The sequence below is a fragment of the Rhizobium sp. J15 genome (genome assembly GCF_002531825.1).
Classification (GTDB): domain Bacteria; phylum Pseudomonadota; class Alphaproteobacteria; order Rhizobiales; family Rhizobiaceae; genus Rhizobium.
Map to the genome: position 1 here is coordinate 16652 of NZ_NWSX01000023.1, position 26520 is coordinate 43171.

Below are 26520 nucleotides of genomic sequence, written 5' to 3' on the forward strand. Positions count from 1 at the left end.
ATGGCAGTCGATTTCAAATATATCGTCGTCGGCCGCGGGCTGATGGGAGCCGCCGCCGCGCGGCATCTGGCGTGCCAAGTGGAAGGCGTCGCGGTGATCGGCCCGGACGAGCCCGATGATCGCAAGACGCATGACGGTGTCTTCGCCAGCCATTACGACGAGGGCCGCATTACCCGCACCATCGATCCCGATCGCAACTGGGCGCTGCTCGCCAATCGTTCGATCGCTCGTTACGGCGAGATCGCACGCGAGAGCGGCATCGACTTCTACTGTGAGGTCGGCTGCGTCGTCGTTGCCCCTGATGGAAGCGATTATCTGGAGCGGACCCGGCAGGCGGCGGTCTCGCTCGGCGTCGAGACCAGCCATCTGGACGGAAGCGGATTGAAGGCGGTTTTTCCCTTCTTCGCCTTTCCCGACGCGGCTGCCGGCGTCTTCGAGGCGAGGGGAGCTGGATATATCAGCCCGCGCAAACTGGTGAAGGCACAATCAATGCTGGCGGAAAAGGCGGGCGCCACGGTCATCCGGGATCATGCCGTCTCGATCCGCGAGGAGGGCGGGCGCGCGACCGTCGAGACTGCCGGCGGAGTGACCTATCGCGCCGAGAAAGTGCTGCTGGCGGCGGGCGGATTTTCCATTGCCCGGAATCTGTTGCCGCAGCCCGTTGCCATGACGGTTTATGGCCGGACGGTCACACTTTTCGAGGTGAGCGAGGCCGACGCGCTCCGCCTGGCCGCGATGCCGTCGCTCATCCTCGACGTGCCCGGCATCCACATCTATCTGCTGCCACCGATCCGTTATCCCGACGGCAAATATTACCTGAAGATCGGCGGCGATCCGGATGATCTGGTCTTGAGCGACGACGTCGAGATGCGCGCCTGGTTCAGGACCGAGGGGCGCGAGACGGTGCGCGCCTATCTGCAGCGCATCGTCGCCGGCATCGTTCCCGATATGACGCCGCTTTCGATCTCGACGGCCGCCTGCGTCGTCTCGCTCACCGAAAGCGGCTATCCGATGATCGGCTATGGCGCATCGCCCGGAATCGCGGTGCTGACGGGCTGCGCCGGAACCTCTGCCAAGAGTTCGGACGAAATCGGCAGGCTCGGGGCCGAGCTGCTTTTGTCAGGCAGAATCAGCCAACAGGGCTATTCCACGGATTTCACACCTTATTTCCGTTAAGGCTGCCACCCATATTTCGGTGGTAATTGCGGGCTTCCTCGTTTATGGGAGCCCTGCCAGTTGGCCGGGCAGCCGCGCTTTACCAATGCCGAAAGGCGGTAGGGTGAGGAAAGTCCGGGCTCCACGGAAACACGGTGCCGGATAACGTCCGGCGAGGGCGACCTCAGGGAAAGTGCCACAGAAAGCAAACCGCCTGTCATGACAGGTAAGGGTGAAAGGGTGGGGTAAGAGCCCACCGCATCTCCGGCAACGGAAATGGCACGGTAAACCCCACCGGGAGCAAGACCGAATAGGGATGACGCGGCGGGCCGAAAGGCCCTCCGGCCGGTTTCCAGGCCAGTCATCCGGGTGGGTTGCGTGAGGCAGCGTGCGAGCGCTGTCCCAGAGGAATGGCTGCCACGTTCCGGCTCGCGCCGGAGCCATACAGAACCCGGCTTACAGGCCAACTGGCGATTAACATCCGAGCCGCGGCAAGGCTCTAAGCCCCTGAAACAGGGCGTTTTCAAGCTCGTATTCATACAGCCGACGGATGGATTTTTGTGCGACGCCACCAATGCGTGTCATCTGTAAAATGGCAACGCTAACCCTTTGTTAAACTTAACAGCTTATAAATGTTTGATCATGCGCCCGTTGCGAAATGGGTGTATCCCATTGACGCCCATATGGTCCCATGCTATCCCAAATGCGCACTGCACCAGGGCAATCATTTGCCCATTTATCGCAAAGCAAAGGCGCCTTCCTTTCCGGAAGCGTCGGGTGGGATTTAGCTCATCCGGCTTGCGAAGCTGTGCCTGATATCGGGAGTTTCGGGCGTTTCGATGATGTCCGGATCCCTGCGGGAACGGATGTTTCGTGTCATGAGCCGCTTCCTATCGAACGCGACCAACAGGATCGATGCCAAGGGCAGGGTTTCCGTGCCTTCGGCATTCCGTTTCGTGCTGGCGCAGCGCAACGTCCAGGAGCTTTACTGCTTTCAGGATTTTGTGTTTCCGGCGATCAGCGTCGGCGGTCCGGATCTTCTCGAAAGGTTCGAACGGCAGATTGCTGCGGAAGATCCGTTTTCGCCGGATGCGAATGCGATGTCGCTTCTGATCCACGGAGGCGGTGTCTTCATGAAGCTCGACGCCGAGGGGCGGTTGATGGTGACGGATTTCATCCGCGACTTCACCGGCATCTCGGACGAGGTGACCTTCGTTGGTCGGGCGGATCATTTTCAGCTCTGGCAGCCGCAGGCATTTCAGGCCGCGCAGGCGCAGGCACGAGGGGAGCGCAAGCTGGCGGGCAAGCGTTCCTGAAAGGACGAGGGAACGGAATGGTGGCGAATCCTGGCGGAGGTTCAACTGATGCCGGTGGCGGACCGGTTCGTCACATTCCTGTTCTTCTCGATGAAGTCCTTGCGGCGCTGGCGCCCGCACCCGGCAAGCTCATTCTCGACGGTACATTCGGTGCGGGCGGCTATAGCTCGGCCATCCTTGCGACCGGCGCCGAGGTGATTGCGCTCGATCGCGACCCGACGGCGATTGCGGCAGGGCAGGCTATGGTCGCCGCCTATGGCGGCCGTCTTCGGCTCATCCATTCGCAATTCTCGCATCTTGCCGATCATGCGCCGCAGGGCGGGCTCGACGGCGTCGTGCTCGATATCGGCGTCTCCTCCATGCAGATCGACGAGGCCGAGCGCGGCTTCTCCTTCCAGAAGAACGGACCGCTCGACATGCGCATGTCGGCGGCGGGCGTTTCGGCCGCCGATGTCGTCAATCGCGCCAAGGTCGCCGATCTCATCCGCATCTTCCATTTTCTCGGCGAGGAAAACCAGGCGCCGCGCATCGCCCATGCGATCGAGAAGCGGCGCGAGGAGAAACCCTTCGAAACGACACGTGATCTCGCCGGCCTCATCGAGCTGGTCACGCCGCGCAAGATGAAGGACAAGATCCATCCGGCGACGCGCGTTTTCCAGGCCCTGCGCATCTTCGTCAATGACGAGCTCGGGGAGCTGGCGCAGGCGTTGTTTGCGGCGGAGCGAGTGCTGAAGCCCGGCGGGCGGCTCGTGGTCGTCACCTTTCATTCGCTTGAAGACCGCGTCGTCAAGAAATTCTTCTCCGACCGCGCCGGCAAGGCGTCGGGTTCGCGCCACCTGCCGGCCGCGCATGAGCGGGCAGCGACGTTCACCGCAATCGGCAAGCCGATGGTTTCGGCAAGCGAGGCGGAGGCCGAGGCTAATCCGCGCGCCCGCTCCGCCAAGCTGCGCGCCGGCCTCAGGACGGATGCCGCCGCCGAGGCGGCGGATATGTCGCTCTTCGGGTTTCCCAATCTTGCCACTCTCGGAAAGCTTGGAGGTTGATATGCTGAGGACGTTCGATCTCGTACTCATCGGCGTCATGACGGCAACTGCCGCCGTCACCTACACGATCAAGCATCGCGCCGAATTGAAGCTCGAGGAGGTTCGTCGCCTCGAAGCCGAGATCAAGCTCGAGAAGGATACGATCGACCTTCTCAAGGCCGACTGGGCGCTGCAATCGCAGCCGAACCGGCTAGAGCGGCTGGTCAATGCCTATAATGCCGAGCTGCAGCTGCAGCCGACGGAATCGACGGCGCTCGTGCATGCCAAGGAGCTGCCGATGCTGAAATCGGAGGTTCCGGTGCCCGATGTGACGGAGGCTAAGGCCAGCGCCAAAGGCGCGGCTGTGGCGAGCGCCAAAGGTGCCGGCGCCGCCGCCAAGGCGCAGCCCGTTCCGACGCCCGCTCCACGCGGCGGCGTAGCGCAGCATGGCGTCGTGGAAGATGAAGCAGACGAGATCGAAACGGGGTCGGTAGAATAATGTCGTTTCTTTCCCGCATCATGGTCCTGAAGAGCCAGGCGCATTTCTCCGCCGGCGTCTATAACCGCTTTGGCGGCCCTTCCGCCGGTCTGGCGATCGAGGGATCGCGCAAGAAAAAGTCCGGGCAGGCGAAAAGCCGCGTCGGTCTGCTGATCATGGGTTTCATGGGCGTCTACGCCGTCATCGGCGGCCGTCTGGTCGAATATGCGATGAAGGATCAGGAGGTCGTCTCCAGCATCCTGCCGCCCGACCGGCTGATGGCGTCGCGCCCCGATATCCTCGACCGCAACGGCGAGGTGCTGGCGACCGATATCCGCACCGTCTCGCTGTTTGCCGAGCCGAACAAGATCGTCGACGTCGACGAGGCGGTAGAGAAGCTTTCGACCGTGCTGCCCGAGCTCGACGCCAGGGACACCTATAAGAAGCTCTCGGTCAAGACCTCGCATTTCGCCTGGCTGCGCCGGCAGCTGACGCCGAAGCAACAGAGCCAGATCCTGGCGCTCGGCATTCCCGGCATCGGCTTCCGGCCGGAGAAGCGCCGCTTCTATCCGGGCGGGGCGACCGCCGCGCATATTCTCGGCTACGTCAACATCGACAACCGCGGTGTGGCCGGCATGGAGAAATATATCGACGACCAGGGGCTCGCCGATCTCGCCTCGGTCGGCATGACCAGCGACCAGCCGCTGGAGCCGGTGCGGCTGTCGATCGATCTGCGCGTGCAGAACATCGTCCGCGATGCGGTCGTCAACGCCGTCAACAATTTCCAGTCCAAGGGCGCGGGCGCTGCCGTCATCGACGTGCATACCGGCGAAGTGCTCGGCATGGCATCGGCGCCGGACTTCGATCCGAACAATCCGCAGGAGGGCGCCAAGGAAGGCTGGCTCAACCGGATGACCAACGGCACCTTCGAAATGGGATCGACGTTCAAGACCTTCTCGCTGGCGATGGCGCTTGACAGCGGCAAGGTGAAGATGTCCGACACCTTCGACGCCAGCAAACCGATCTATATCGGCGGCTTCACCATCCATGACTTTCACGGGCAGCGCCGCTGGCTGACCGTTCCGGAAATCTTCCAGTATTCCTCCAACATCGGCACGGCGCGCGTCATCGACCTCGTCGGCATCGATTCGCAGAAGGACTATCTGACCAAGCTCGGCCTTCTCACGAAAATGCAGACTGAGCTGCCCGAAGTGAAGATGCCGAGCCAGCCGCGCGTCTGGAAGAAGATCAATTCGATCACGATTTCCTTCGGCCACGGCGTTTCGACGACGGCGCTGCAGACCGGCGTGGCGGCCGCCGCTCTCGTCAACGGCGGCAAGCTGATCGAGCCGACATTCCTGCCGCGCACACGCGAACAGGCCGATCAGATCGCCACGCAGGTTCTCAAGAAGTCCACCAGCGACGCGGTCCGCTATCTCCTCGATTTCAACGGTTACAAGGGCTCCGGGCGCGTGGCCCGCGTGCCGGGCTTCGGCGTCGGCAGCAAGACCGGCACCGCCGACAAGGTGGTGAACGGGCGTTATTCCTCGACGCTGAACTTCAATTCCTTCATCGCCGCCTTCCCGATCGACAATCCCCGATATGCCGTCATCACCTTCTGCGACGAGCCGAAAACCGGCGAAAAGCAGTATGGCGGAACGATCTCCGCCGGTACGGCCGGCCCGATCGCCCGCGAAATCATCCGCCGCGCCGCCCCCATTCTCGGCATCGAGCCGAAATTTGGGGAGGGCGGATCGGCCTTGTTGGTGTCTTATTGAGCGTGAATGAATATCGGCGCCGATTCGCGAGGGGTGAACCGGCTTCAAGAGAGAAAAGTGCATTCGATGAAATTGCGAGACCTGGCCGGAGATCAGTTTCCGGAACTTGAAGCACAGCTCGAAGGCCCGGCAGGCTTGCTTGATATTTCAGGCCTGTCTTCGGACAGCCGCAAGGTGACGCCCGGCACGGCCTTCGTCGCGGTCGCCGGCACCAAGGCGGACGGGGCGGGCTTCATCGCCGATGCGGCAAGCCGGGGCGCTGCCGTCGCGATCGCTTCCCAAACCGTCGAGGCGTCCATCCCGGTGCTTGCCGTCAAGGAGCCGCGCCGCTTCCTTTCCGTCGCCGCCTCGCATTTCTACGGCAGGCAGCCGGGCACCATGGTCGCCGTCACCGGCACGGCGGGCAAGACCTCCGTCGCCTCTTTCACCAGGCAGATCTGGGCGCATGCGGGCCACGCGGCCGCGATGATCGGCACGACGGGCGTGGTCTCCCCGACGCGCAACGAATATGGCGCGCTGACGACGCCCGATCCGGTTTCGCTGCACAAGCTGCTCGCCGAGCTTTCCGACGAAGGCGTCACCCATGCGTCGATGGAGGCTTCCAGCCACGGCCTCGACCAGTGCCGGCTCGATGGCGTCAGGCTTGCCGCCGCCGCCTTCACCAATCTCGGCCGCGACCACATGGATTATCATCCCACGATCGAGGACTATATGGCCGCCAAGATGCGGCTCTTCGATACGCTGCTGCCGAAGGGTGCGCCGGCGGTGATCTTTGCCGACGATCCCTGGTCGGCGCAGGCTGTCAAGGCTGCGGCCGATGCCGGTCACGATGTCCGCACGGTCGGGCGCAAGGGCGATTACCTCACGCTGAAACGCGTCGAGCATTTCCGCCACAAGCAGACGGCGGAGATCCATATCGGCGACGAGATCTTCGAGGTCGACATTCCGCTGGCTGGCGATTTCCAGGTCGCCAATGCGCTGGTCGCGGCAGGGCTTGCCATGTCGACCGGCGTTTCGGCAAAGGCGGCGATGGCCGCACTCGAAAAGCTCGTCGGCGCCTCCGGCCGTCTCGAACTCGTCGGTCATACCAAGGACGGCGCGCTTGCCTATGTCGATTATGCCCATAAGCCGGATGCGCTGGAAAATGTGCTGAGCTCGGTCCGGCCCTTCACGACCGGCCGCGTCGTCGTCGTCTTCGGCTGCGGCGGCGACCGCGACCGCGGCAAGCGGCCAATCATGGGCGAAATCGCCTGCCGTCTTGCCGATGTCGTCATCGTCACCGACGACAATCCGCGCTCGGAAGAGCCGGCCTCGATCCGGGCGGAGATCATGGCGGCAGCAGGCTGCGCCTCCGAGATCGGCGACCGCGCCACGGCGATCCGCGAAGCCGTCGGCATGCTGAAATCGGGCGACACGCTGATCGTCGCCGGCAAGGGGCATGAGGAGGGGCAGACGATCGGGAGCGTCACACTGCCGTTCTCCGATCATGCGGAGGTTCGTAAGGCCTTGGAGGAACTGAAATCTTGAGCTGGCTCTGGACGACCGAAGACATGATCGCTGCGATGGCGGGGCGCCCCTTCGGCACTCTGCCCGAAGGCATCACCGGCATTTCCATCGACAGCCGCTCGATCAGCCCGGGCGAAGCCTTCTTCGCAATCAAGGGCGACCGCGTCGACGGTCACGACTATGCGTCGATGGCGATGGCGAACGGTGCTGCCCTTCTCGTCGTCAGCGAAGCGAGGCTTCCGGCCATGGGCCGCCTGACGGTGCCGATGATCGTCGTCGACGACGTGCTCGCAGCACTCGTGCGTCTCGGGCAGGCTTCGCGCGAGCGGTCGCGGGCAAAGATCATCGCCGTCACCGGTTCGGTCGGCAAGACCACCACCAAGGAAATGCTGCGGCACGTGCTGTCGCCCTCCGGCAAGGTGCATGCCTCCGTCGCCTCCTTCAACAATCACTGGGGCGTGCCGCTGACGCTGGCGCGCATGCCTGACGATACCGATTACGGGGTCTTCGAAGTCGGGATGAACCATCCGGGCGAGATCCGGCCGCTGGTGGCGATGATCCGCCCCCATGTCGCCGTCATTACGACAATCGCGCCGGCGCATCTCGGCAATTTCAAGAGCATCAAGGAGATAGCCGCCGCCAAGGCCGAGATCTTCGAGGGGCTGGAGCCCGGTGGCCATGTCGTGCTCAACCGCGACAACGACCAGTTCAATTTCCTCGACCGGACGGCGCAGTCGCTCGGCATCGAGCAGATCCATTCCTTCGGGCAGCATGCGAAAGCCGAATACCGGCTCGCGGAATTCAACGGCTCGGACGAGAATTCGACGCTGTGGCTGACGATCGGCGGCGAGACGCTGGAGGTGGCGCTCGGCGCGCCGGGCCGCCACATCGCCGAGAATGCGCTGGCCGCACTCGGCGTCGTCAGGATCGTCGGCGCCGATATCGAAAAGGCGATCGCCGCACTTGCGACGCTGAAGCCGGAAAAGGGCAGGGGCAAGCGCCACCGGCTTTCGATCGGCGGCGGCAACGGCAGCTTCACGCTGATCGACGAGAGCTACAATGCCAATCCGGCCTCGATGCGCGCGGCGATCGCGCTGCTGGCGGCGGCCGAGCCGACCGGCCGCGGACGCCGCATCGCCGTGCTCGGCGACATGCTCGAGATGGGCGAATATGCCGAGAAGGTCCACACCGACCTCACCGGGCCGCTGCTTGCGGCCGGCATCGAACATGTCTGGCTCGCGGGCGCCGAAATGGCCGCGCTGAAGGAATCACTGCCGGAAAGCGTCCACGTCGAATACCGGGAAAAGACGGACGAATTGACGGACTACGTGTTGAACTCGGTCGTCCCGGGCGACGTGTTGATGGTGAAATCGTCTCTGGGCATCGGTTTCGGCAAGATCGTCGCCGCGCTTCTTGACAAGTTCCCGGCATTTTCCGACACGCAACGCGAACTTTGATCGGGTAACAAGGGGCCCTGAATGCTGATCTGGCTTGTCGAACTGTCGGAATATTTCAAGTTTCTGAACCTGTTCAGATATATTACCTTCCGCACGGGCGCCGCTCTTTTCACCTCTGCACTGATCGTCTTCCTGTTCGGGCCGACGATCATCAATTCGCTGCGCATCCGGCAGGGCAAAGGCCAGCCGATCCGCGCCGACGGGCCGCAGACGCATTTCAAGAAGGCCGGTACGCCGACGATGGGCGGGCTGATGATCCTTGCCGGCATCGTCGGGGCCTCGCTGCTCTGGGCCGACCTTTCCAACGTCTACGTCGTCGCTACGCTGCTGGTGACGCTGGGTTTCGGCGCCATCGGCTTCTATGATGACTATCTCAAAGTGACCAAGCAGAGCCATAAGGGCTTCTCCGGCAAGGCGCGCCTCGGCATCGAGTTCATCATAGCCGGCATCGCCGTCTATTTCATGATGCGCACCGCCCTTGCTTCAGGGACGGCCGGCTCGACCTTCGGTTCCTCGATCGCCTTTCCCTTCTTCAAGGACTTCCTGATCAATCTCGGCATCATGTTCGTCGTCTTCGGCGGCTTCGTCATTGTCGGCGCCGGCAATGCCGTCAATCTGACGGACGGGCTCGACGGGCTTGCCATCGTGCCTGTGATGATCGCCGCCGCCTCCTTCGGCGTCATCGCCTATCTCGCCGGCAACGTCGTCTTTGCGAACTACCTGCAGATCAATTTCGTGCCCGGCACCGGTGAGCTTGCCGTCGTGCTCGGCGCCGTCATCGGCGCCGGCCTCGGCTTCCTCTGGTTCAATGCGCCGCCGGCGGCCATCTTCATGGGCGATACCGGGTCGCTGGCGCTCGGCGGCACGATCGGCACCGTCGCCGTCGCCACCAAGCACGAGATCGTCATGGCGATTATCGGCGGCCTCTTCGTCATGGAGACGCTCTCGGTCATCATCCAGGTCGGCTTCTTCAAGATGACCGGCCGGCGCGTCTTCCTGATGGCGCCGATCCACCATCACTTCGAAAAGAAGGGCTGGACCGAGAGCCAGGTGGTCATCCGTTTCTGGATCATCGCGGTCGGTCTTGCCATGCTCGGCCTTTCGACGCTGAAGCTGCGGTGAGGCGGCGATGATCCCGGTCACGACGCTCAAAGACAGGAAGGTCGCGCTCTTCGGGCTCGGCGGCTCCGGTTTTGCCACTGCCCGCGCGCTGATTGCGGGCGGCGCCGATGTGACCGCCTGGGACGACAATCCCGACAGCGTCGCCAAGGCTTCGGCCGAAGGCATCCGGACGGAGGACCTGCACACGATCGACTGGAGCCAGCAGGCGCTGTTCGTGCTGTCGCCCGGTGTGCCGCTCACCCATCCGAAACCGCACTGGACCGTCGATCTGGCGCGTGCGGCGGGCGTCGACATCGTCGGCGACGTCGAACTCTTCGTGCGCGAGCGCCGCGCCCATGCGCCGGACTGCCCCTTCATCGCTATCACCGGCACCAACGGCAAATCGACCACCACGGCGCTGATTGCCCATATCCTGACATCGGCAGGCTACGACACGCAGCTCGGCGGCAATATCGGCACGGCCGTGCTGACGCTCGATCCGCCGAAGGCGGGCCGTTATTTCGTCGTCGAATGCTCCTCCTACCAGATCGATCTGGCGCCGACGCTGAACCCGTCCGCCGGCATCCTTCTCAACCTGACGCCCGATCACCTCGACCGCCACGGCACGATGCAGCACTATGCCGACGTCAAGGAGCGGCTGGTCGCCGGCAGCGATGTGGCGATCGTCGGCATCGACGACAGCCATTCGGTGCTGATCGCCGACCGCGTCGAGCGGGCGGGCGTCAAGGTGGTCCGCATCTCCCGCCGCAACGTGGTGGCCGATGGCATCTATGCCGAGGGCACCAAGCTCGTTCAGGCCGCCGGCGGCGCCATGCTGCCCTTCGTCGATCTCGACGGCATCCAGACGCTGCGCGGCAGCCATAATGCGCAGAACGCCGCCGCCGCCGTCGCCGCCTGCCTTGCGGCCGGCGTCTCCGCCGACGATATCCGCGCCGGCCTTATCTCCTTCCCCGGCCTCAAGCACCGCATGCAGCCGGTGGGCCAGCGTGGCCGCGTCGTCTTCGTCAACGATTCCAAGGCGACCAATGCCGATGCCGCGGCTCCCGCGCTTTCGAGCTATGATCGCATCTACTGGATCGCCGGCGGCCTGCCGAAATCAGGCGGCATCACGACGCTCGCTCCCTATTTTCCGCGCATCGCCAAGACCTATCTGATCGGCGAGGCGGCGGCGGAATTCGCAGCCACCCTCGGCGAAGCCGTGCCCTACGAGATATCAGGCACGCTGGAGCGGGCGGTGGCGCATGCGGCGGCCGATGCAGAACGCGACGAGAGCGGCTCTTCGGTCGTGATGTTATCCCCGGCTTGCGCAAGCTTCGACCAGTATAAGAACTTCGAAGTCAGGGGCGATGCCTTCGTCAGCCACGTGGCGGCACTTGACGGAATGACGATGCTGATCGGTCCTGCAACAGGAGAGAAATGACATGGTAAGCCGCGCGGAACGTGGGCCTCTGGCCGATTGGTTCTGGACCATCGACCGCTTCTTCCTGGCGATGTTCATCTTCCTGATGGGCATCGGCTTCATGCTTTCCTTCGCCGCCTCTCCCGCGGTTGCCGAGCGCATCGGGCTCGAACCTTTCCACTTCGTCAAGCGCCATGCGGCCTTCATGATCCCGTCGATCGCCGTGATGCTCGGGCTGTCGTTCCTGACGCCGCGCCAGGTGCGGCGGACCGCGATCCTGCTTTTGATCATCTCGCTCGCGATGATGGTGCTGGTTCTTTTCGTCGGGCAGGAGGTCAAGGGCGGCAGGCGCTGGATCTGGATCGCCGGCCTTTCCGTCCAGCCGTCGGAATTCATGAAGCCCGCCTTCGTCGTCGTCTGCGCCTGGCTGTTTGCCGAACATGCGCGCCAGCCTGAAATTCCCGGCAATCTCTTCGCCATCATCCTGTTCGGCATCGTCGCCGCACTTCTCGTCGCGCAGCCGGACCTCGGCCAGACCATCCTGACCACGGCGGTCTGGGGCGGGATGTTCTTCATGGCCGGCATGCCGTGGATCTGGATCGTGCTGCTCGGCATCGGCGGCGCCGGCGGCCTGCTCAGCGCCTATTACGTCTTTCCGCACGTTGCCGGCCGAATAGACAAGTTCATGACCGGCGAGGGCGACACGTTCCAGATCGACACAGCGCGCGAAGCGATCATCCGCGGCAGCTGGTTCGGCCAGGGACCGGGTGAAGGCATCGTCAAGCGCATCATTCCGGATGCCCATACCGACTTCATCTTCTCGGTCGCGGCCGAAGAATTCGGCATCGTCTTCTGCATGGCGCTCGTCGCGCTGTTCACCGTGCTGGTGCTGCGCGGCCTGTCGCATGCCTATCGCGAGCGCAACGACTTCAACCGTTTCGCCGTCGCCGGCCTGGTGCTGCAGATGGGTATCCAGTCGATCATCAATATCGGCGTCAATCTCGAGCTGCTGCCGGCAAAGGGCATGACGCTGCCGCTGATTTCCTACGGCGGCTCGTCTATGGTGGCGATCTGCGTCACCGCCGGTTTCATTCTGGCGCTGACGCGCCATCGCCCGGAAAAACGCGCGCAGGACCGGAGCCTTTTCCGCGTCCCGCACGGTATGCCGGCGGAGTAGGAGCTTATGAGCAAAGGCATCGTTCTGCTTGCCGCCGGGGGGACCGGCGGCCATGTGTTCCCGGCGGAGGCGCTGGCCTTCAAGCTGAAGGAACGCGGCTATTCGGTGCATCTCGTCACCGACAGCCGGGCGGAGCGTTATGCCGGCAAGTTCCCGGCCGAGGAAATCCATGTCGTGCCGTCGGCAACGATCGGTTCGAAGAACCCGGTGGCCGTCGCCCGTTCGCTATGGACGCTCTGGAGCGGCATGCGGGCGGCAAAGAAGCTGATCCAGCGGCTGAAGCCCGTCATCGTCGTCGGTTTCGGCGGTTATCCCACCGTGCCGCCGCTGCTTGCCGCCACAAGGCTCGGCGTGCCGGCGATGATCCATGAGCAGAATGCCGTGATGGGCCGCGCCAACAAGGCGCTGGCGACCCGCGTGCAGGGGATCGCCGGCGGTTTCCTGCCGGAGGGCGGCGCTGCCTTTCCCGACAAGACGGTGACGACGGGCAATCCGGTTCGCCCGGCGATCATCGCCGCGGCCGAGGTGCCTTATACGCCGTCGCATCCCGGCGAAGCCTTCAATCTCGTGGTCTTCGGCGGCAGCCAGGGCGCGCAATATTTCTCCAAGGCGCTGCCGACGGCGATCAGCCTGCTCGACGAAGCGCTTCGCCTTCGCCTGCGCATCACCCAGCAGGTGCGCCCGGAGGATATGGAGATGGTCAGCGGCTGCGTCGCCAAGCTGGATATGGGCGCCGATATCGCGCCCTTCTTCACCGACATGGCGGAGCGGCTGGCGAAAGCGCATCTTGTGATCTGCCGCTCCGGCGCTTCGACGGTTTCGGAAATCTCGGTCATCGGCCGTCCGGCCGTGCTGGTGCCTTATCCGCATGCGCTCGACCACGACCAGGCGGCCAATGCCGCCGCGCTCGCCGCGACCGGCGGAGCCAAGGTGATCCCACAGGCGGAGCTTTCGCCGGAACGCATCGCCTCCATCCTGAGCCACGTGATGAACGACCCGGAAAAGCTTGCCGGCATGGCGGCCGCGGCCAAGCTCGCGGGAAAACCCGATGCCGCGAACTTGCTTGCCGACATGGTTGAGGCTATTGCCGCCGGACGGACAATAGCGGAATTCAAGAGGACACGCGCATGAAACTGCCGAAGGCGATCGGTCTCGTCCATTTCATCGGCATTGGCGGTATCGGCATGAGCGGTATCGCCGAGGTGCTGCACAATCTCGGCCACAAGGTGCAGGGGTCCGACCAGGCCGACAGCGCCAATGTCCAGCGCCTGCGTGACAAGGGCATCGAAGTCTCCGTCGGCCACCGGGCCGAAAACCTCGGCGATGCCGAAGTCGTCGTGGTTTCGACGGCGATTAAGAAGAGCAATCCGGAACTCATCGCGGCGCGCGAAAAGCTGCTGCCGGTGGTGCGCCGCGCCGAGATGCTGGCCGAACTGATGCGCTTCCGCAATGCGATCGCCATCGGCGGCACCCATGGCAAGACGACGACCACATCGCTGGTCGCGACCCTGCTCGAAGCCGGCGGGCTCGACCCGACCGTCATCAACGGCGGCATCATCAACGCCTACGGCACCAATGCCCGCATGGGCGAGGGCGAGTGGATGGTGGTCGAAGCCGATGAATCCGACGGCACCTTCCTGAAGCTTCCGGCCGATGTTGCCGTCATCACCAATATCGATCCCGAGCATCTCGACCATTACGGCAATTTCGACGCCGTGCGCGCCGCCTTCCGGCAGTTCGTCGAGAACGTGCCGTTCTACGGCTTCGGCGTCATGTGCCTGGACCACCCCGAAGTGCAGGCGCTGGTCGGCCGCATCGAGGACCGCAAGATCATCACCTATGGCGAAAACCCGCAGGCCGACGTGCGCTTCAAGAATGTGCGCATCGACGGCACGCGCTCGATCTTCGACGTTGAGATCCGCCGACGCCGCACCGGCCAGGTCATCCAGCTCAAGGAACTGGTCATGCCGATGCCCGGCCGTCACAATATTTCCAACGCCACCGCGGCGATCGCGGTTGCCAACCGGCTCGGCATTTCCAAGGAAGATATCGCCAAGGGGCTCGCCTCCTTCGGCGGCGTCAAGCGCCGCTTTACGCTGACCGGCGAATGGAACGGCGTGCAGATCTTCGACGATTACGGCCACCACCCCGTCGAGATCAAGGCCGTGCTGCGCGCTGCCCGCGAAGCCTGCAAGGGGCGGATCATCGCCGTTCATCAGCCGCACCGCTACAGCCGCCTTTCGAGCCTGTTCGAAGAATTCGCCGCCTGCTTCAACGATGCCGACAGCATTTTCCTGGCGCCCGTCTATGCGGCAGGCGAGGATCCGATCGAAGGCATGGATTCGGTATCGCTCGTCTCGCGCATCAAATCCGGCGGCCATCGCGACGCCCGCTTCCTCGCTTCGGCGGAGCTTCTGCCGCAGATGGTTGCAGAGGTTGCAAAGCCTGGTGATTTCGTGGTTCTGTTGGGGGCTGGAAGCATCACATCCTGGGCAGCGGCGCTGCCCAAACAACTGGAAGGCCTATCGGGAAAGTCCGCATGAAACAGGTGAATGGGGAAAAGCTTCTCGCGTCTCTCGGAGACGGTGTAAAGGATATCCGCGGCCGCATCACGCCGGATGCCCCCATGGACCGCGTCACCTGGTTCCGGGCGGGCGGGCTCGCCGAGCTGATGTTCCAGCCGCATGACGTCGACGACCTCATCGCCTTCCTGAAGATCCTGCCGGAAGAAGTGCCGCTGACGGTGGTCGGCGTCGGCTCCAACATCCTGGTGCGCGACGGCGGCATCCCAGGCGTTGTGCTGCGCCTGTCGGCCAAGGGCTTCGGCTTCGTCGAGCTGGCCGGTGAAAACCGCATCCTCGCCGGCGCCATCTGCCCGGACAAGCATCTCGCGGCGATGGCGATGGACAATGGCATCGGCGGCTTCCATTTCTATTACGGCATCCCGGGCGGCATCGGCGGCGCGGCGCGCATGAATGCCGGCGCCAACGGCGTCGAGACGCGCGAACGGCTGGTCGAGGTCAACGCGGTCGACCGCAAGGGCAACAAGCATGTGCTCTCCAATGCCGAGATGGGCTATTCCTACCGGCATTCCGCGGCCCCTGCCGACCTGATCTTCACCTCCGTGCTGTTCGAAGGCTATCCCGAGGACCGCGCCCAGATCCGCGCCGAGATGGACGCGGTGCGCAATCACCGCGAGACGGTGCAGCCGGTGCGCGAGAAGACCGGCGGCTCGACTTTCAAGAACCCGCCCGGCCATTCGGCCTGGAAGCTGATCGACGAGGCGGGCTGCCGCGGCCTCGTCATCGGCGGCGCGCAGATGTCGTCGCTTCACTGCAACTTCATGATCAACATGGGGCAGGCGACCGGCTACGATCTCGAATATCTCGGCGAGCAGGTGCGCCGCGAGGTCTTCGAGAAAGAGGGCATCAAGCTCGAATGGGAAATCAAGCGCATCGGCGTCTTCATGCCCGGCCGCGAAGTGCGTCCGTTCCAGGGCGTGACCACCGAGTAGCGGTTACTTCACCGCCAGTTTCAGGCCTTCGCGCGGCGTGACGACGGGCGACCAGCCGAGAACGTCGCGCGCCTGGGATATGTCGACCTGCAGCGAACCGCAAAGGCGCTGATAGACGGCTTCCTTCCCGACTGCCTTTGCCGCCATGTGCAGCACTGCGGACGGGAAGGGGACCAGCATCGGCTTGACGCCGAGCCCCACGGCGATTCCGCTGATGAGCGCCGGGGTCGAGAGGTCCTCACCATCTCCGGCAAGAAAAATCTCGCCGCCGGCGGCGGGATGCGCCATGCAGGTGATGATCAGATCGACGAGATTTTGCACCGCGACCAGGGTGCGGCGGTTCTTCAGCGAAGCGAAAGGGAGCGGTATCCGCTTGCGGACGAGCCCGGTGAGAAGAGCGAAGTTGCCCCTTGCGCCGGGACCATAGACCAGGGGCGGGCGGATGATGACGACGTCCATGCCGGTGCGGGCGGCGATTTCGCGCAGGCCGGTTTCGCTTTCCAGCTTCGAAATACCGTAGGGATCGATCGGCTTCGGCGTGTCGTCGTGCCGGAACGGCCTGTCGTTCTCTTCGCCATTGACCTTGATGGTGCTGACGAAGACGAATCTCTTTAGGCCGGTGCGCGCGGCCTGTTCGGCGAGATTGAGCGTGGCGGCGGTGTTCGTCCGGCGGAATTCCGCCAGCGGATCGGCCGCGCGGTCGTTCATGATGTGCACGCGGGCAGCAAGGTGGACGATGACATCGACGCCTTCGAGCGCTCCCGCCCAGTCGGTCCTGTCGGTTATATCGATCGGAAAATGCCTGACATCATCAGGAAAGGCAGGCGTTGCGGATCGGGTGGTGACCACGAGATCGCAAACCTTCTCCTCGTGCAGCCGTTTGACAAGCGGGCTGCCGACGAAGCCGGCGGCGCCGGTGACGAGGCATCGCATGATCTTCTCCCTGCTGTTTCCTGGCCTTCGCTAACCGGAAGTCGGACCCGCATCAACAGAAAAGCGGGAATGGCCGAGCGTCGCGGCGCTTTGCATTAATCAATCAAGGCGCCGGCCGCCGCCTCAGTGTTGCCGGTATCGGGTTGAGGAATGACGTCTCAAACCCTTGGCTGATTCCATCATGGGTGAGCGCCATACGATATCTCGTTGAACGGATAGGCTTTTTCGATCGTGCTCGGCCTTGCTTCCGGACGGTCTGGGAATGGCTGCGAGATGAGCAAAAGGTAAAGGGCAGCGAACTTCCGGGCAAAGAGTTAACGAAAGTAAACACTTCATTAACCATAATGATGCTCTAATGCAGGCAAGCCGGACAAAGGCCTGAAACGGCGCAGACAGCTTCGCGCAAGCGTCGATTTCAAAAGTGGAAGTTATTTTTGGGGGTGTTGATGAGTCGCAAGCATGTCGCTGTCCTGATGGGCGGATTTTCCTCGGAAAGGCCCGTCAGCCTTTCCTCGGGAAAGGCTTGCGCAGAGGCCCTCGAAGCGGAAGGCTTCAAGGTGACGTGCATCGATGTCGCCCGCGACGTTTCCGAAAAGCTTGCCGCGCTGAAGCCGGATGTCGCCTTCAATGCCCTCCATGGCCCCTTCGGTGAGGACGGCACGATCCAGGGCATTCTGGAATATCTGGAGATTCCCTATACGCATTCGGGCGTGCTTGCCTCGGCCTTGGCGATGGACAAGGACAAGGCGAAGCGCGTTGCCGCTGCTGCCGGTGTTCCGGTGGCCGAATCGCAGACGATCAATCGTTTCGCCTTTCCCTCGGTTCATCCGATGAGGCCGCCCTATGTGGTGAAGCCGGTGCGAGAGGGGTCGAGCTTCGGCGTCGTCATCGTCACGGAAGATCAGGCGCATCCGCCGCAGGTCGTCAGCTCGCCCGAGTGGCGTTACGGCGAAGAGGTGCTGGTCGAGCGCTATGTCTATGGCCGTGAACTGACCTGCGGCGTGATGGGCGACGTCGCGCTCGGCGTCACCGAAGTGGTGCCGCAGGGCCACAATTTCTATGATTACGATTCCAAGTATGCGGCAGGCGGTTCAAAACACGTCATCCCGGCGAAAATTTCACCGAATATTTACCAAAAAATACAAACATTGGCCCTAAGGGCGCATCAGGCAATCGGTTGCCGCGGCGTCAGTCGGTCCGACTTTCGTTACGACGATCGTTTCTCCGAAGACGGCGAAATCATCTGGCTGGAGGTCAATACCCAGCCTGGCATGACTCCAACCTCGCTCGTGCCCGAAATGGCCGGTCATGCCGGCTATTCGTTTGGTCAGTTTCTCCGGTGGATGGTGGAGGACGCGTCTTGTTTGCGTTGACAGTCAAGAGGATTGGGCGCCCTAGCCATCATGTCGCGCTTCCCATCGTGGAAGCCGAAGAACGGTTCGTTCTGCCGCGCCCGCTGCGCCGCGTCACCCGTTTCCTGATCAGCCTCGGCGGCGGCCGCATCGATATTCCGGCCCATACGGGCACGGTTTCGGCGCTGGCCTTCCTGGCTGCGACCGGCCTCTACGGCATGTCGCTCGGTGGCCATACGGAAGCCGTCGCGCAGGCGACGACGACGGCCGCGGGCTTTGCAATCGAAGACGTGAAGGTCTCCGGCAATTCCGAAACCTCCGAAATCGAGATCCTGCAGCTGATCGGCCTCGACGGCACGACCTCGCTGGTCGCGCTCGATGTCGATGCGGCCCGCCGCAAGATCGCGCATCTTCCCTGGGTCGAAAATGTCGAGGTCCGCAAGATCTATCCGAAGACGATCGAGGTGAAGCTCAAGGAGCGCCAGGCCTATGCGATCTGGCAGCACGGGCAGGAGCTTTCGCTCATCGAGAAGAACGGCAGCGTCATTGCGCCGCTGCGCGACAACAAGTTCTCCGCGCTGCCGCTCGTCGTCGGCCGCGATGCCGAAACGGCGGCTGCTTCGCTCGACGAGGCCTTCTCGAAATGGCCTGACGTGAAGGCCCGTGTGAAGGCCTATGTCTGGATATCGGGCCGCCGCTGGGATCTGCACATGGATAACGGCGTCATCGTCAAGCTGCCGGAAGACGGCATCGACCAGGCGCTGGCCACACTTTCGAAGTTCGACAAGCAGCACCAGCTCCTGGAGCGCGATATCGCTGCGGTCGATCTGAGATTGCCTGACAGGACCGCAATCCAGCTGACGCCGGAAGCGGCGGTCCGCAGGCAGGCGGCGGTGACGGAGCGTACGAAAGAATTGAAGAAGTCGGGGCAGAATATATGAGCTTGTTCGGTTCATCCCATTTCGGACTGCCGCGCTTGAAGCCGCTTTCGTCGAAGCGGTCGCATATCGTTTCGGTGCTCGACATCGGCTCGACCAAGGTCGTCTGCATGATCGGCCGGCTGACGCCGCGCGAGGAAAGCCAGATCCTGCCGGGCCGCACCCACAATATCGAGATCATCGGCATCGGCCATCAGCGCTCCCGCGGCATCAAGACCGGTGTCATCGCCGATCTCGACGCGCTGGAAGGCGTCATCCGCCTTGCCGTCGATGCGGCCGAGCGCATGGCGGGGCTGACCGTCGAGAGCCTGATCGTCAACTTGACGGCCGGCCGCCTCGGCAGCGACATCTATACCGCGACGATCGATCTCGGCGGCCAGGAAGTCGAGCTCAACGATCTGAAGAAGGTGCTGTCGGCGGCCTGCCAGCAGTCGCTACGCCAGGACCGCTCGGTGCTGCATTCGCTGGCGACGGGTTTCTCGCTCGACGGCGAGCGCGGCATCCGCGATCCGCTGGCGATGTACGGCGATGCGCTCGGCGTCGACATGCATGTCGTCACCGCGGAGCGCTCGGCGCTGAAGAACCTCGAGCTCAGCGTCAACCGCGCGCATCTGTCGGTCGAAGGCATCGTCGCGACCCCTTATGCATCCGGCCTTGCCGCTCTTGTCGACGACGAAGTCGAGCTCGGCTGCGCCGCGATCGACATGGGCGGCGGCACGACGACGATCTCGGTCTTTGCCGAAGGCAAGCTCGTTCATACCGATGCCGTCGGCCTCGGCGGCCATCACGTCACCACCGATCTGGCGCGCGGTCTTTCGACCCGCATCGAGGATGCGGAGCGGCTGAAGGTCGTACATGCCTCGGCGCTGCTGAATTCCTCCGACGAGCGCGAGCTGATCTCGATCCCGCCGATCGGCGAGGATGATCGCGACCAGCCGTCGCAAGTGCCGCGGGCGCTGGTTTCGCGCATCGTATCGGCCCGAATCGAAGAGACGATGGAACTGATCCGCGACCGTATCCAGCGCTCCGGCTTCAGCCCGATCGTCGGCAAGCGCGTCGTGTTGACGGGCGGCGCCAGCCAGCTGACCGGCCTTGCCGAAGTGGCGCGGCGCATCCTTGCCCGCAACGTCCGCATCGGCCGCCCGATGGGCGTCTCGGGCCTGCCGACGGCGGCAAAGGGCCCGGCCTTTTCGACGGCCGTCGGCCTGATGATCTATCCGCAGGTCGCGGACATGGAGACACATGCGTCACAGAGCGGTCTGCTCATGTCGCTTGGGGGAAATAACAGCCGCATAGCCCGGATGGGCCAGTGGCTGAAGGAAAGCTTCTGAAATTCGAGTAATTGGCCGGCGTGGCGATGCGGCCAGAGAGAGAAGGAACAGGTACCATGACCATCAAGCTGCAAAAGCCTGACATCACAGAGCTGAAGCCGCGCATCACCGTGTTCGGCGTGGGCGGCGGCGGCGGCAATGCCGTCAACAACATGATCACCGCCGGCCTCCAGGGCGTCGACTTCGTCGTTGCCAACACGGATGCGCAGGCGCTGACGATGACGAAGGCCGAGCGCATCATCCAGCTCGGCGTCAATGTCACAGAAGGCCTCGGCGCCGGCTCGCAGCCGGAAGTCGGTCGCGCGGCCGCCGAAGAGTGCATCGATGAGATCGTCGATCACCTGAACGGCACGCATATGTGCTTCGTCACCGCCGGCATGGGCGGCGGCACCGGCACGGGCGCTGCCCCGGTCGTCGCACAGGCCGCCCGCAACAAGGGCATCCTGACGGTCGGCGTCGTCACCAAGCCGTTCCATTTCGAAGGCGGTCGCCGCATGCGTCTGGCCGAGATGGGCATTCAGGAGCTGCAGAAGTCTGTCGACACGCTGATCGTCATTCCGAACCAGAACCTCTTCCGTATCGCCAACGACAAGACGACCTTCGCCGACGCTTTCGCCATGGCCGACCAGGTTCTCTATTCGGGCGTCGCCTGCATCACCGACCTGATGGTGAAGGAAGGCCTCATCAACCTCGACTTCGCCGACGTCCGCTCGGTGATGCGTGAGATGGGCCGCGCGATGATGGGCACCGGCGAAGCTTCCGGCTCCGGCCGCGCGCTGCAGGCAGCCGAAGCGGCAATCGCCAACCCGCTGCTCGACGAAACCTCGATGAAGGGCGCCCAGGGCCTGCTGATCTCCATCACCGGCGGCCGCGACCTGACCCTGTTCGAAGTCGACGAAGCTGCGACCCGCATCCGCGAAGAAGTCGATCCCGACGCCAACATCATCCTCGGTGCCACCTTCGACGAATCGCTCGAAGGCATCATCCGCGTTTCGGTCGTCGCCACCGGCATCGACCGGGCGATCAGCGAAGCCGCCGAGCGCAGCTTCCAGCCGGTTGCAAAGCCCGCTATCCGTCCTTCCGCGGCTGTTGCTCCGGCAGCGGCCGCAGTTCAGCCTGCTCCAGTAATGCAGGCACCGAAGGCCATCGATCCGATCGCGCAGACCATCCGCGAAGCCGAGATGGAACGCGAGCTCGAAATCCCGGCCCCGCGTGCCAGCGCCCCCGTGCAGCAGCCGGCGGTTCAGCAGGAAACCTTCCGTCCGCAGAGCAAGATCTTCGCGCCTGCACAGGAAGCGCCCGTTATCCGTCCCGCACCGGTTCAGCCGGCGCCGGCTCCGGTCATGAGCCAGCCGGTTCAGCAGCAGCCGATCCAGCAGCACCAGCCGGTCCGGCAGGAGCCGATCATCCGCCAGACGCCCGAGCCGATGCGCATGCCGAAGGTCGAAGACTTCCCGCCGGTCGTCCAGGCCGAACTCGACCACCGCACGCAGCCGGCTTCGGCGCATCAGCAGGAAGAGCGCGGTCCGATGGGCCTGCTCAAGCGAATCACCAATTCGCTTGGCCGCCGTGACGACGACGCCGTTGCCGCCGACATGACGGCCGTACCGCCCGCCGCTTCGCAGCAGCGCCGCCCGCTGTCGCCGGAGGCAAGCCTCTACGCACCGCGTCGCGGCAATCTCGACGACCAGGGCCGCGCGGTTCCGCAGGCCCGGATGATGCAGGAAGACGACCAGCTGGAAATCCCGGCATTCCTGCGCCGCCAGTCGAACTGAGGCTGCGTTTCGACACCGTTCATGCCCGGGATTCAGGTCCCGGGCATTTGCGTTTTTCAGCCCGGAATTGCTGAGCGATATCAATCGTGTGACTTCGTAACAAAACGAAAGAAACAGTGATTTGGATTGGAGCGCTAGCGCACGTAAGTATGGTGCAAGGAAACTGCGCTAGGAGATTCCTCGAAGAGGCTCCTGCTGCAGAATGAATGATAACCGCACCGTGAGACAAACCACTGGAGCGGAAGAATAAAGGCAGATTTTATGGCAATTGGCTTGCTGGGTTTTCAAACGACGGTATCGCGTCCCGTGACGCTCTCGGGCATCGGGGTTCATTCGGGCGCTGATGTTTCGATCACCCTGAACCCGGCCGAGTCGGACACCGGCGTCGTTTTCCAGCGCCTGCATGACAATGGCGATGTCACCGAACTCAAGGCCGTCTCCTCGCAGGTCGGCAATACCGATCTTTGCACCGTGCTCGGCTTCTCGCCCGCCCATTCGGTCGCGACGATCGAACATGTCATGGCCGCCATCTATGCGCTCGGCCTCGACAATGTGGTGATCGAAGTGCAGGGCGCCGAAATGCCGATCATGGACGGCAGCTCGCTGCCCTTCGTCGAAGCGATCGAGCAGGCCGGCCTCGTCTCTCTCGGCGTCAAGCGCCGCTATATCCGCATCACCAAGCCGGTGCGCATCGAGCACGGCGGCTCCTGGAGCGAATTCCGCCCCTATGACGGCACGCGATTCGAAGTCGAGATCGATTTCGAATGCCCGCTGATCGGCCGGCAGAAATGGGCCGGCGACATGAGCGCTTCCGTCTTCAAGGCCGAGCTTTCGCGCGCCCGCACCTTCGGCTTCATGCGCGATGTCGAGCGTCTCTGGGCATCGGGCCACGCGCTCGGTTCCTCGCTTGAAAATTCCGTCGTCATCTCCGACGACAACACCGTCATCAACGTCGAAGGGCTGCGTTACGCCAAGGACGAGTTCGTCCGCCACAAGACGCTCGATGCCGTCGGCGACCTGTCGCTTGCCGGCGCCCAGTTCATCGGTTGCTACCGTTCCTATCGCGGCGGTCACAAGATGAACGCCAATGCGCTGAAGGCGCTGCTCGCCGATCCCACCGCCTATGAGGTTGTGGAGACGTCGACGCCGCGCCAGCGCGTCGCCGCCCGCGAGATGATCGCGGTCAGTGCTTCGGAATTCGCTCCCTGGTCGGCATGACCTCCAGCATATTCTTAAGACCAGGCCGCCTCTTTCCCAGGGGCGGTTTTTTTATGTGCGCCAAAGTCTGCGGCGATAGGCATTCTACGGCAGGTGCTTAGCTGCAACAGGTCGGAAAGAAGGTGAAAAGCCGGTCATTCCGGCCGTGGCTGCCACAAAAATGCGTTAATGCCTTATCATTGCGTTGCTCTTGATGCACATTTGTGGCTAGAAACGCCAGCGAGGCGTGGCTGCCGTGGAGCGAGCGGCGGCAGTGGGGTTCTTTCGAATGGCTTATGCAGGATCTGAAGGTATGATGAAGACAGCGCGCGCTTTGTTCGCATCGCTTCTGGTGCTCAGCGCAGGCGCCTCTATATCCGGTTGCCAGTCGGACCCCGATATCGATATCACCAAGCTCGGCCTCGAAACCGATCCGCCTGATGTGCTCTACAATCAAGGCCTTGCCAATATGAAGGCCGGCAACATGGCGGAAGCGGCGCGCAAGTTCGATGCGATCGACCGCGAAAACCCGTTCTCCGAATGGGCGCGCAAGGCGCTTGTCATGAGCACCTTCGTCAAGTACCGCCAGGGCCGCCTCGACGATGCGCTTGCCTCCGGCAACCGCTATATGGCGCAATATCCGAAGTCCCAGGATGCCGCCTATGTGCAATATCTGATCGGCCTGACCTATTCCAAGCAGATCGTCGACGTGACGCAGGACCAGCGCGCCGCCGCCAAGACGATCGAAGCGATGCAGGCCGTCGTCGACAATTACCCGAACTCCGAATATGTCGACGACGCGCAGGCCAAGATCCGCTTTGCGCGCGACCAGCTCGCCGGCAAGGAAATGCAGATCGGCCGCTACTATATGGAGCGGAAGGAATATCTCGCCGCGATCTCGCGCTTCCGCATCGTCGTCGAGAAATATCCGAACACCAACCAGATCGAAGAGGCGCTTGCGCGCCTCGTCGAGGCTTATTACGCCATGGGCATCGTCGACGAGGCCCAGACGGCGGCTGCCGTTCTCGGCCACAATTACCCCGACAGCCAGTGGTACGCCGATTCCTACAAGCTGCTGCAGACCGGCGGCGCCGAGCCGCGGGAAAACAAGGGCTCGTGGATCGCTGCGGCAGGCAAGAAACTCCTGCTCGGTTCATAAAACCTATGCTGATCCAGCTTTCGATCCGCGATATCGTCCTGATCGAGCGGCTGGATCTTGCCTTCGAGACCGGCCTGTCCGTGCTGACGGGCGAGACCGGGGCGGGCAAATCCATCCTGCTCGATAGCCTGTCGCTGGCGCTCGGCGGGCGCGGCGATGGCGGCCTGGTGCGCCATGGCGAGGACAAGGGCCAGGTGACGGCGGTCTTCGACGTCGGCATGGACCACGGCGCGCGTGCTCTTCTCAGAGAAAACGGCATTGACGACGAGGGCGACCTGATCTTCCGCCGCCAGCAATCGGCGGACGGACGCACCAAGGCCTATGTCAACGATCAGCCCGTCAGCGTGCAGCTGATGCGCCAGGCCGGCCAGATGCTGGTCGAAATCCACGGTCAGCACGACGACCGCGCCCTTGTCGACACGAACGCCCACCGAACCTTGCTCGATGCCTTCGCCGGCCTTACCGACGAGGTTGCCGAGGTCGCCCGGCTTTACCGCCTGTGGCGCGACAGCGAGCGGACGCTGAAGAAGCATCGCGAGAAGGTGGAGAGTGCCGCGCGCGAAGCCGATTACCTCCGCTCTTCGGTCGAGGAACTCGAGAAGCTCTCGCCGCAGGACGGCGAGGAGGACGAACTTGCCGACCGCCGGCAGAAGATGATGAAGGCTGAGCGGATCGCCGGCGATATCGCCGAGGCGTCCGAATTCCTGAACGGCAATGCTTCGCCCGTGCCGCATATTGCCTCGCTGGTGCGCCGGCTGGAGCGCAAGAGCCACGAGGCGCCGGGATTGCTGGAAGAGACCGTAGCGCTGCTCGATGCCGCGCTCGACCAGCTTTCCAACGCGCAGATGGAAGTCGAGGCGGCGCTGCGTAAGACCGAATACGATCCGCGTGAGCTGGAGCGGGTGGAGGAGCGGCTTTTCGCGCTCAGGGCCGCCTCGCGCAAATATTCCGTTCCCGTAACCGAGCTGCCGGCGCTTGCCGTGCGCATGATCGCCGATCTCGCCGATCTCGATGCGGGCGAGGAGAAGCTCGCCCGGCTCGAAGCCGAGGTCGGCCTGGCGCGGGAGAGTTACGATGCGGCGGCGCGCGCATTGTCCGAGAAGCGCCATCACGCCGGCACCGCATTGGCCGCCGCCGTCATGGCCGAGCTGCCGGCCCTCAAGCTCGAACGCGCCCGCTTCATGGTGGAGATCACCACGGACGCGGGCGAGGCGCTTGCCGAAGGCATCGACGTCGTCGAGTTCCATGTCCAGACCAACCCGGGCACGCGTCCCGGCTCGATCATGAAGGTCGCCTCCGGCGGCGAACTCTCGCGCTTCCTGCTGGCGCTGAAAGTGGCGCTCGCCGATCGCGGATCGGCCCCGACGCTGGTCTTCGACGAAATCGACACCGGTGTCGGCGGCGCCGTCGCCGATGCGATCGGCCAGCGGCTGAAGCGGCTTTCCGAACGCGTGCAGGTGCTGTCGGTCACGCATGCGCCGCAGGTGGCAGCCCGGGCGGCGACGCATCTGCTGATCTCCAAGGGACCGGCCGCCGACGGCTCCGAAAAGATCGCGACACGCGTCGCGACCATGGCGCAGAAGGACCGCACCGAGGAGATCGCCCGCATGCTCGCCGGTGCTTCGGTGACCGAAGAGGCAAGGGCGGCCGCAAAGCGGCTGCTGGCCGGCAACGGGTGATCCGCCTGAACCACCTGTAGGGTCGACAGCGGCGACAAGTGTTTCGGCTTCGCGTTATGTGCATCAATCCGATCAGCATCTTCAATTCAGCGATCAAGTTTGGCGCGAACGTTCAACTCTATCTCCCTCATCCCTGTGCTTGTCAGGGATCCAGCAAGCCCAAGTCCTTGGGCGCGGAAGACTCCCGTTTCCGATAAGAGTTATTCACCGCGCAGACGCGTGGTGGCTGGAT

Annotated in this window: 21 protein-coding genes and 1 other RNA gene; 21 read left to right on the top strand and 1 reads right to left on the bottom strand. The window is 63.5% G+C overall.

Annotated features, from left to right (window positions below):
- From CO670_RS19575 to murB, 14 genes are all read left to right on the top strand, one after another.
- Complete coding sequence (locus CO670_RS19575) at positions 1-1176, top strand: FAD-dependent oxidoreductase (protein ID WP_097591832.1); 1176 nt, start codon at positions 1-3, stop codon at positions 1174-1176.
- Between the two features lie 56 nt (positions 1177-1232).
- An RNA gene (gene rnpB / locus CO670_RS19580) (RNase P RNA component class A) lies at positions 1233-1630 on the top strand.
- Between the two features lie 403 nt (positions 1631-2033).
- Complete coding sequence (gene mraZ / locus CO670_RS19585; protein WP_245425900.1) at positions 2034-2471, top strand: division/cell wall cluster transcriptional repressor MraZ; 438 nt, start codon at positions 2034-2036, stop codon at positions 2469-2471.
- A gap of 17 nt (positions 2472-2488) precedes the next feature.
- Positions 2489-3514 (top strand): 16S rRNA (cytosine(1402)-N(4))-methyltransferase RsmH, encoded by a 1026-nt coding sequence (gene rsmH / locus CO670_RS19590; RefSeq protein WP_097591780.1) that lies wholly within the window; start codon positions 2489-2491, stop codon positions 3512-3514.
- A 1-nt stretch (position 3515) separates the two neighbouring features.
- Positions 3516-3992 (top strand): hypothetical protein, encoded by a 477-nt coding sequence (locus CO670_RS19595; protein ID WP_097591781.1) that lies wholly within the window; start codon positions 3516-3518, stop codon positions 3990-3992.
- The gene (locus tag CO670_RS19600) at positions 3992-5749 is read left to right on the top strand and encodes a penicillin-binding protein 2 (protein ID WP_097591782.1); all 1758 of its coding nucleotides are present in this window, start codon (positions 3992-3994) and stop codon (positions 5747-5749) included. Before CO670_RS19595 ends, CO670_RS19600 begins: the two co-directional genes overlap by 1 nt.
- A gap of 6 nt (positions 5750-5755) precedes the next feature.
- The gene (locus CO670_RS19605; protein WP_097591783.1) at positions 5756-7276 is read left to right on the top strand and encodes a UDP-N-acetylmuramoyl-L-alanyl-D-glutamate--2,6-diaminopimelate ligase; all 1521 of its coding nucleotides are present in this window, start codon (positions 5756-5758) and stop codon (positions 7274-7276) included.
- Positions 7273-8712, top strand: coding sequence for a UDP-N-acetylmuramoylalanyl-D-glutamyl-2,6-diaminopimelate--D-alanyl-D-alanine ligase (locus tag CO670_RS19610; RefSeq protein ID WP_097591784.1), 1440 nt, complete (start codon positions 7273-7275; stop codon positions 8710-8712). The genes CO670_RS19605 and CO670_RS19610 overlap by 4 nt, the downstream gene beginning before the upstream one ends.
- A 21-nt stretch (positions 8713-8733) precedes the next feature.
- Positions 8734-9834, top strand: coding sequence for a phospho-N-acetylmuramoyl-pentapeptide-transferase (gene mraY / locus CO670_RS19615; RefSeq protein ID WP_088681335.1), 1101 nt, complete (start codon positions 8734-8736; stop codon positions 9832-9834).
- 7 nt (positions 9835-9841) lie between these two features.
- Complete coding sequence (gene murD / locus CO670_RS19620; RefSeq protein ID WP_097591785.1) at positions 9842-11254, top strand: UDP-N-acetylmuramoyl-L-alanine--D-glutamate ligase; 1413 nt, start codon at positions 9842-9844, stop codon at positions 11252-11254.
- A gap of 1 nt (position 11255) precedes the next feature.
- A complete protein-coding gene (gene ftsW / locus CO670_RS19625; RefSeq protein WP_097591786.1) occupies positions 11256-12410 on the top strand; it encodes a putative lipid II flippase FtsW in 1155 nt (384 codons plus the stop codon).
- Between the two features lie 6 nt (positions 12411-12416).
- The gene (murG, locus tag CO670_RS19630) at positions 12417-13541 is read left to right on the top strand and encodes an undecaprenyldiphospho-muramoylpentapeptide beta-N-acetylglucosaminyltransferase (protein ID WP_097591787.1); all 1125 of its coding nucleotides are present in this window, start codon (positions 12417-12419) and stop codon (positions 13539-13541) included.
- The gene (murC, locus tag CO670_RS19635) at positions 13538-14953 is read left to right on the top strand and encodes a UDP-N-acetylmuramate--L-alanine ligase (protein WP_097591788.1); all 1416 of its coding nucleotides are present in this window, start codon (positions 13538-13540) and stop codon (positions 14951-14953) included. Before murG ends, murC begins: the two co-directional genes overlap by 4 nt.
- Complete coding sequence (gene murB, locus CO670_RS19640; RefSeq protein WP_097591789.1) at positions 14950-15924, top strand: UDP-N-acetylmuramate dehydrogenase; 975 nt, start codon at positions 14950-14952, stop codon at positions 15922-15924. The genes murC and murB overlap by 4 nt, the downstream gene beginning before the upstream one ends.
- Positions 15925-15927: 3 nt before the next feature.
- Here murB and CO670_RS19645 read toward each other — a convergent pair whose 3' ends face one another.
- Entirely contained in the window at positions 15928-16857 is a 930-nt protein-coding gene (locus CO670_RS19645) for an SDR family oxidoreductase (RefSeq protein WP_097591790.1), read from the bottom strand.
- A gap of 446 nt (positions 16858-17303) precedes the next feature.
- Between CO670_RS19645 and CO670_RS19650 the strand changes: the two genes are divergently transcribed.
- The 7 genes from CO670_RS19650 to recN all read left to right on the top strand — a co-directional run bounded on the left by CO670_RS19650 (position 17304) and on the right by recN (position 26288).
- A complete protein-coding gene (locus CO670_RS19650) occupies positions 17304-18230 on the top strand; it encodes a D-alanine--D-alanine ligase (RefSeq protein WP_097591791.1) in 927 nt (308 codons plus the stop codon).
- A complete protein-coding gene (locus CO670_RS19655) occupies positions 18218-19150 on the top strand; it encodes a cell division protein FtsQ/DivIB (RefSeq protein ID WP_097591792.1) in 933 nt (310 codons plus the stop codon). The genes CO670_RS19650 and CO670_RS19655 overlap by 13 nt, the downstream gene beginning before the upstream one ends.
- Positions 19147-20478, top strand: a complete 1332-nt coding sequence (gene ftsA, locus CO670_RS19660; RefSeq protein WP_011426086.1) for a cell division protein FtsA — start codon at positions 19147-19149, stop codon at positions 20476-20478. The genes CO670_RS19655 and ftsA overlap by 4 nt, the downstream gene beginning before the upstream one ends.
- Before the next feature lie 56 nt (positions 20479-20534).
- On the top strand, positions 20535-22253 hold the full coding sequence (gene ftsZ / locus CO670_RS19665; protein ID WP_097591793.1) for a cell division protein FtsZ: 1719 nt from the start codon (positions 20535-20537) through the stop codon (positions 22251-22253).
- Positions 22254-22514: 261 nt separating this feature from the next.
- A complete protein-coding gene (gene lpxC, locus CO670_RS19670) occupies positions 22515-23471 on the top strand; it encodes a UDP-3-O-acyl-N-acetylglucosamine deacetylase (protein ID WP_097591794.1) in 957 nt (318 codons plus the stop codon).
- Between the two features lie 268 nt (positions 23472-23739).
- Positions 23740-24609 carry an outer membrane protein assembly factor BamD gene (locus tag CO670_RS19675; RefSeq protein ID WP_176538983.1) on the top strand — a complete coding sequence of 290 codons (870 nt, stop codon included), beginning with the start codon at positions 23740-23742 and terminating at the stop codon, positions 24607-24609.
- Between the two features lie 5 nt (positions 24610-24614).
- Positions 24615-26288 (top strand): DNA repair protein RecN, encoded by a 1674-nt coding sequence (gene recN, locus CO670_RS19680; RefSeq protein ID WP_097591796.1) that lies wholly within the window; start codon positions 24615-24617, stop codon positions 26286-26288.
- The last annotated feature ends 232 nt before the right edge of the window (positions 26289-26520 follow it).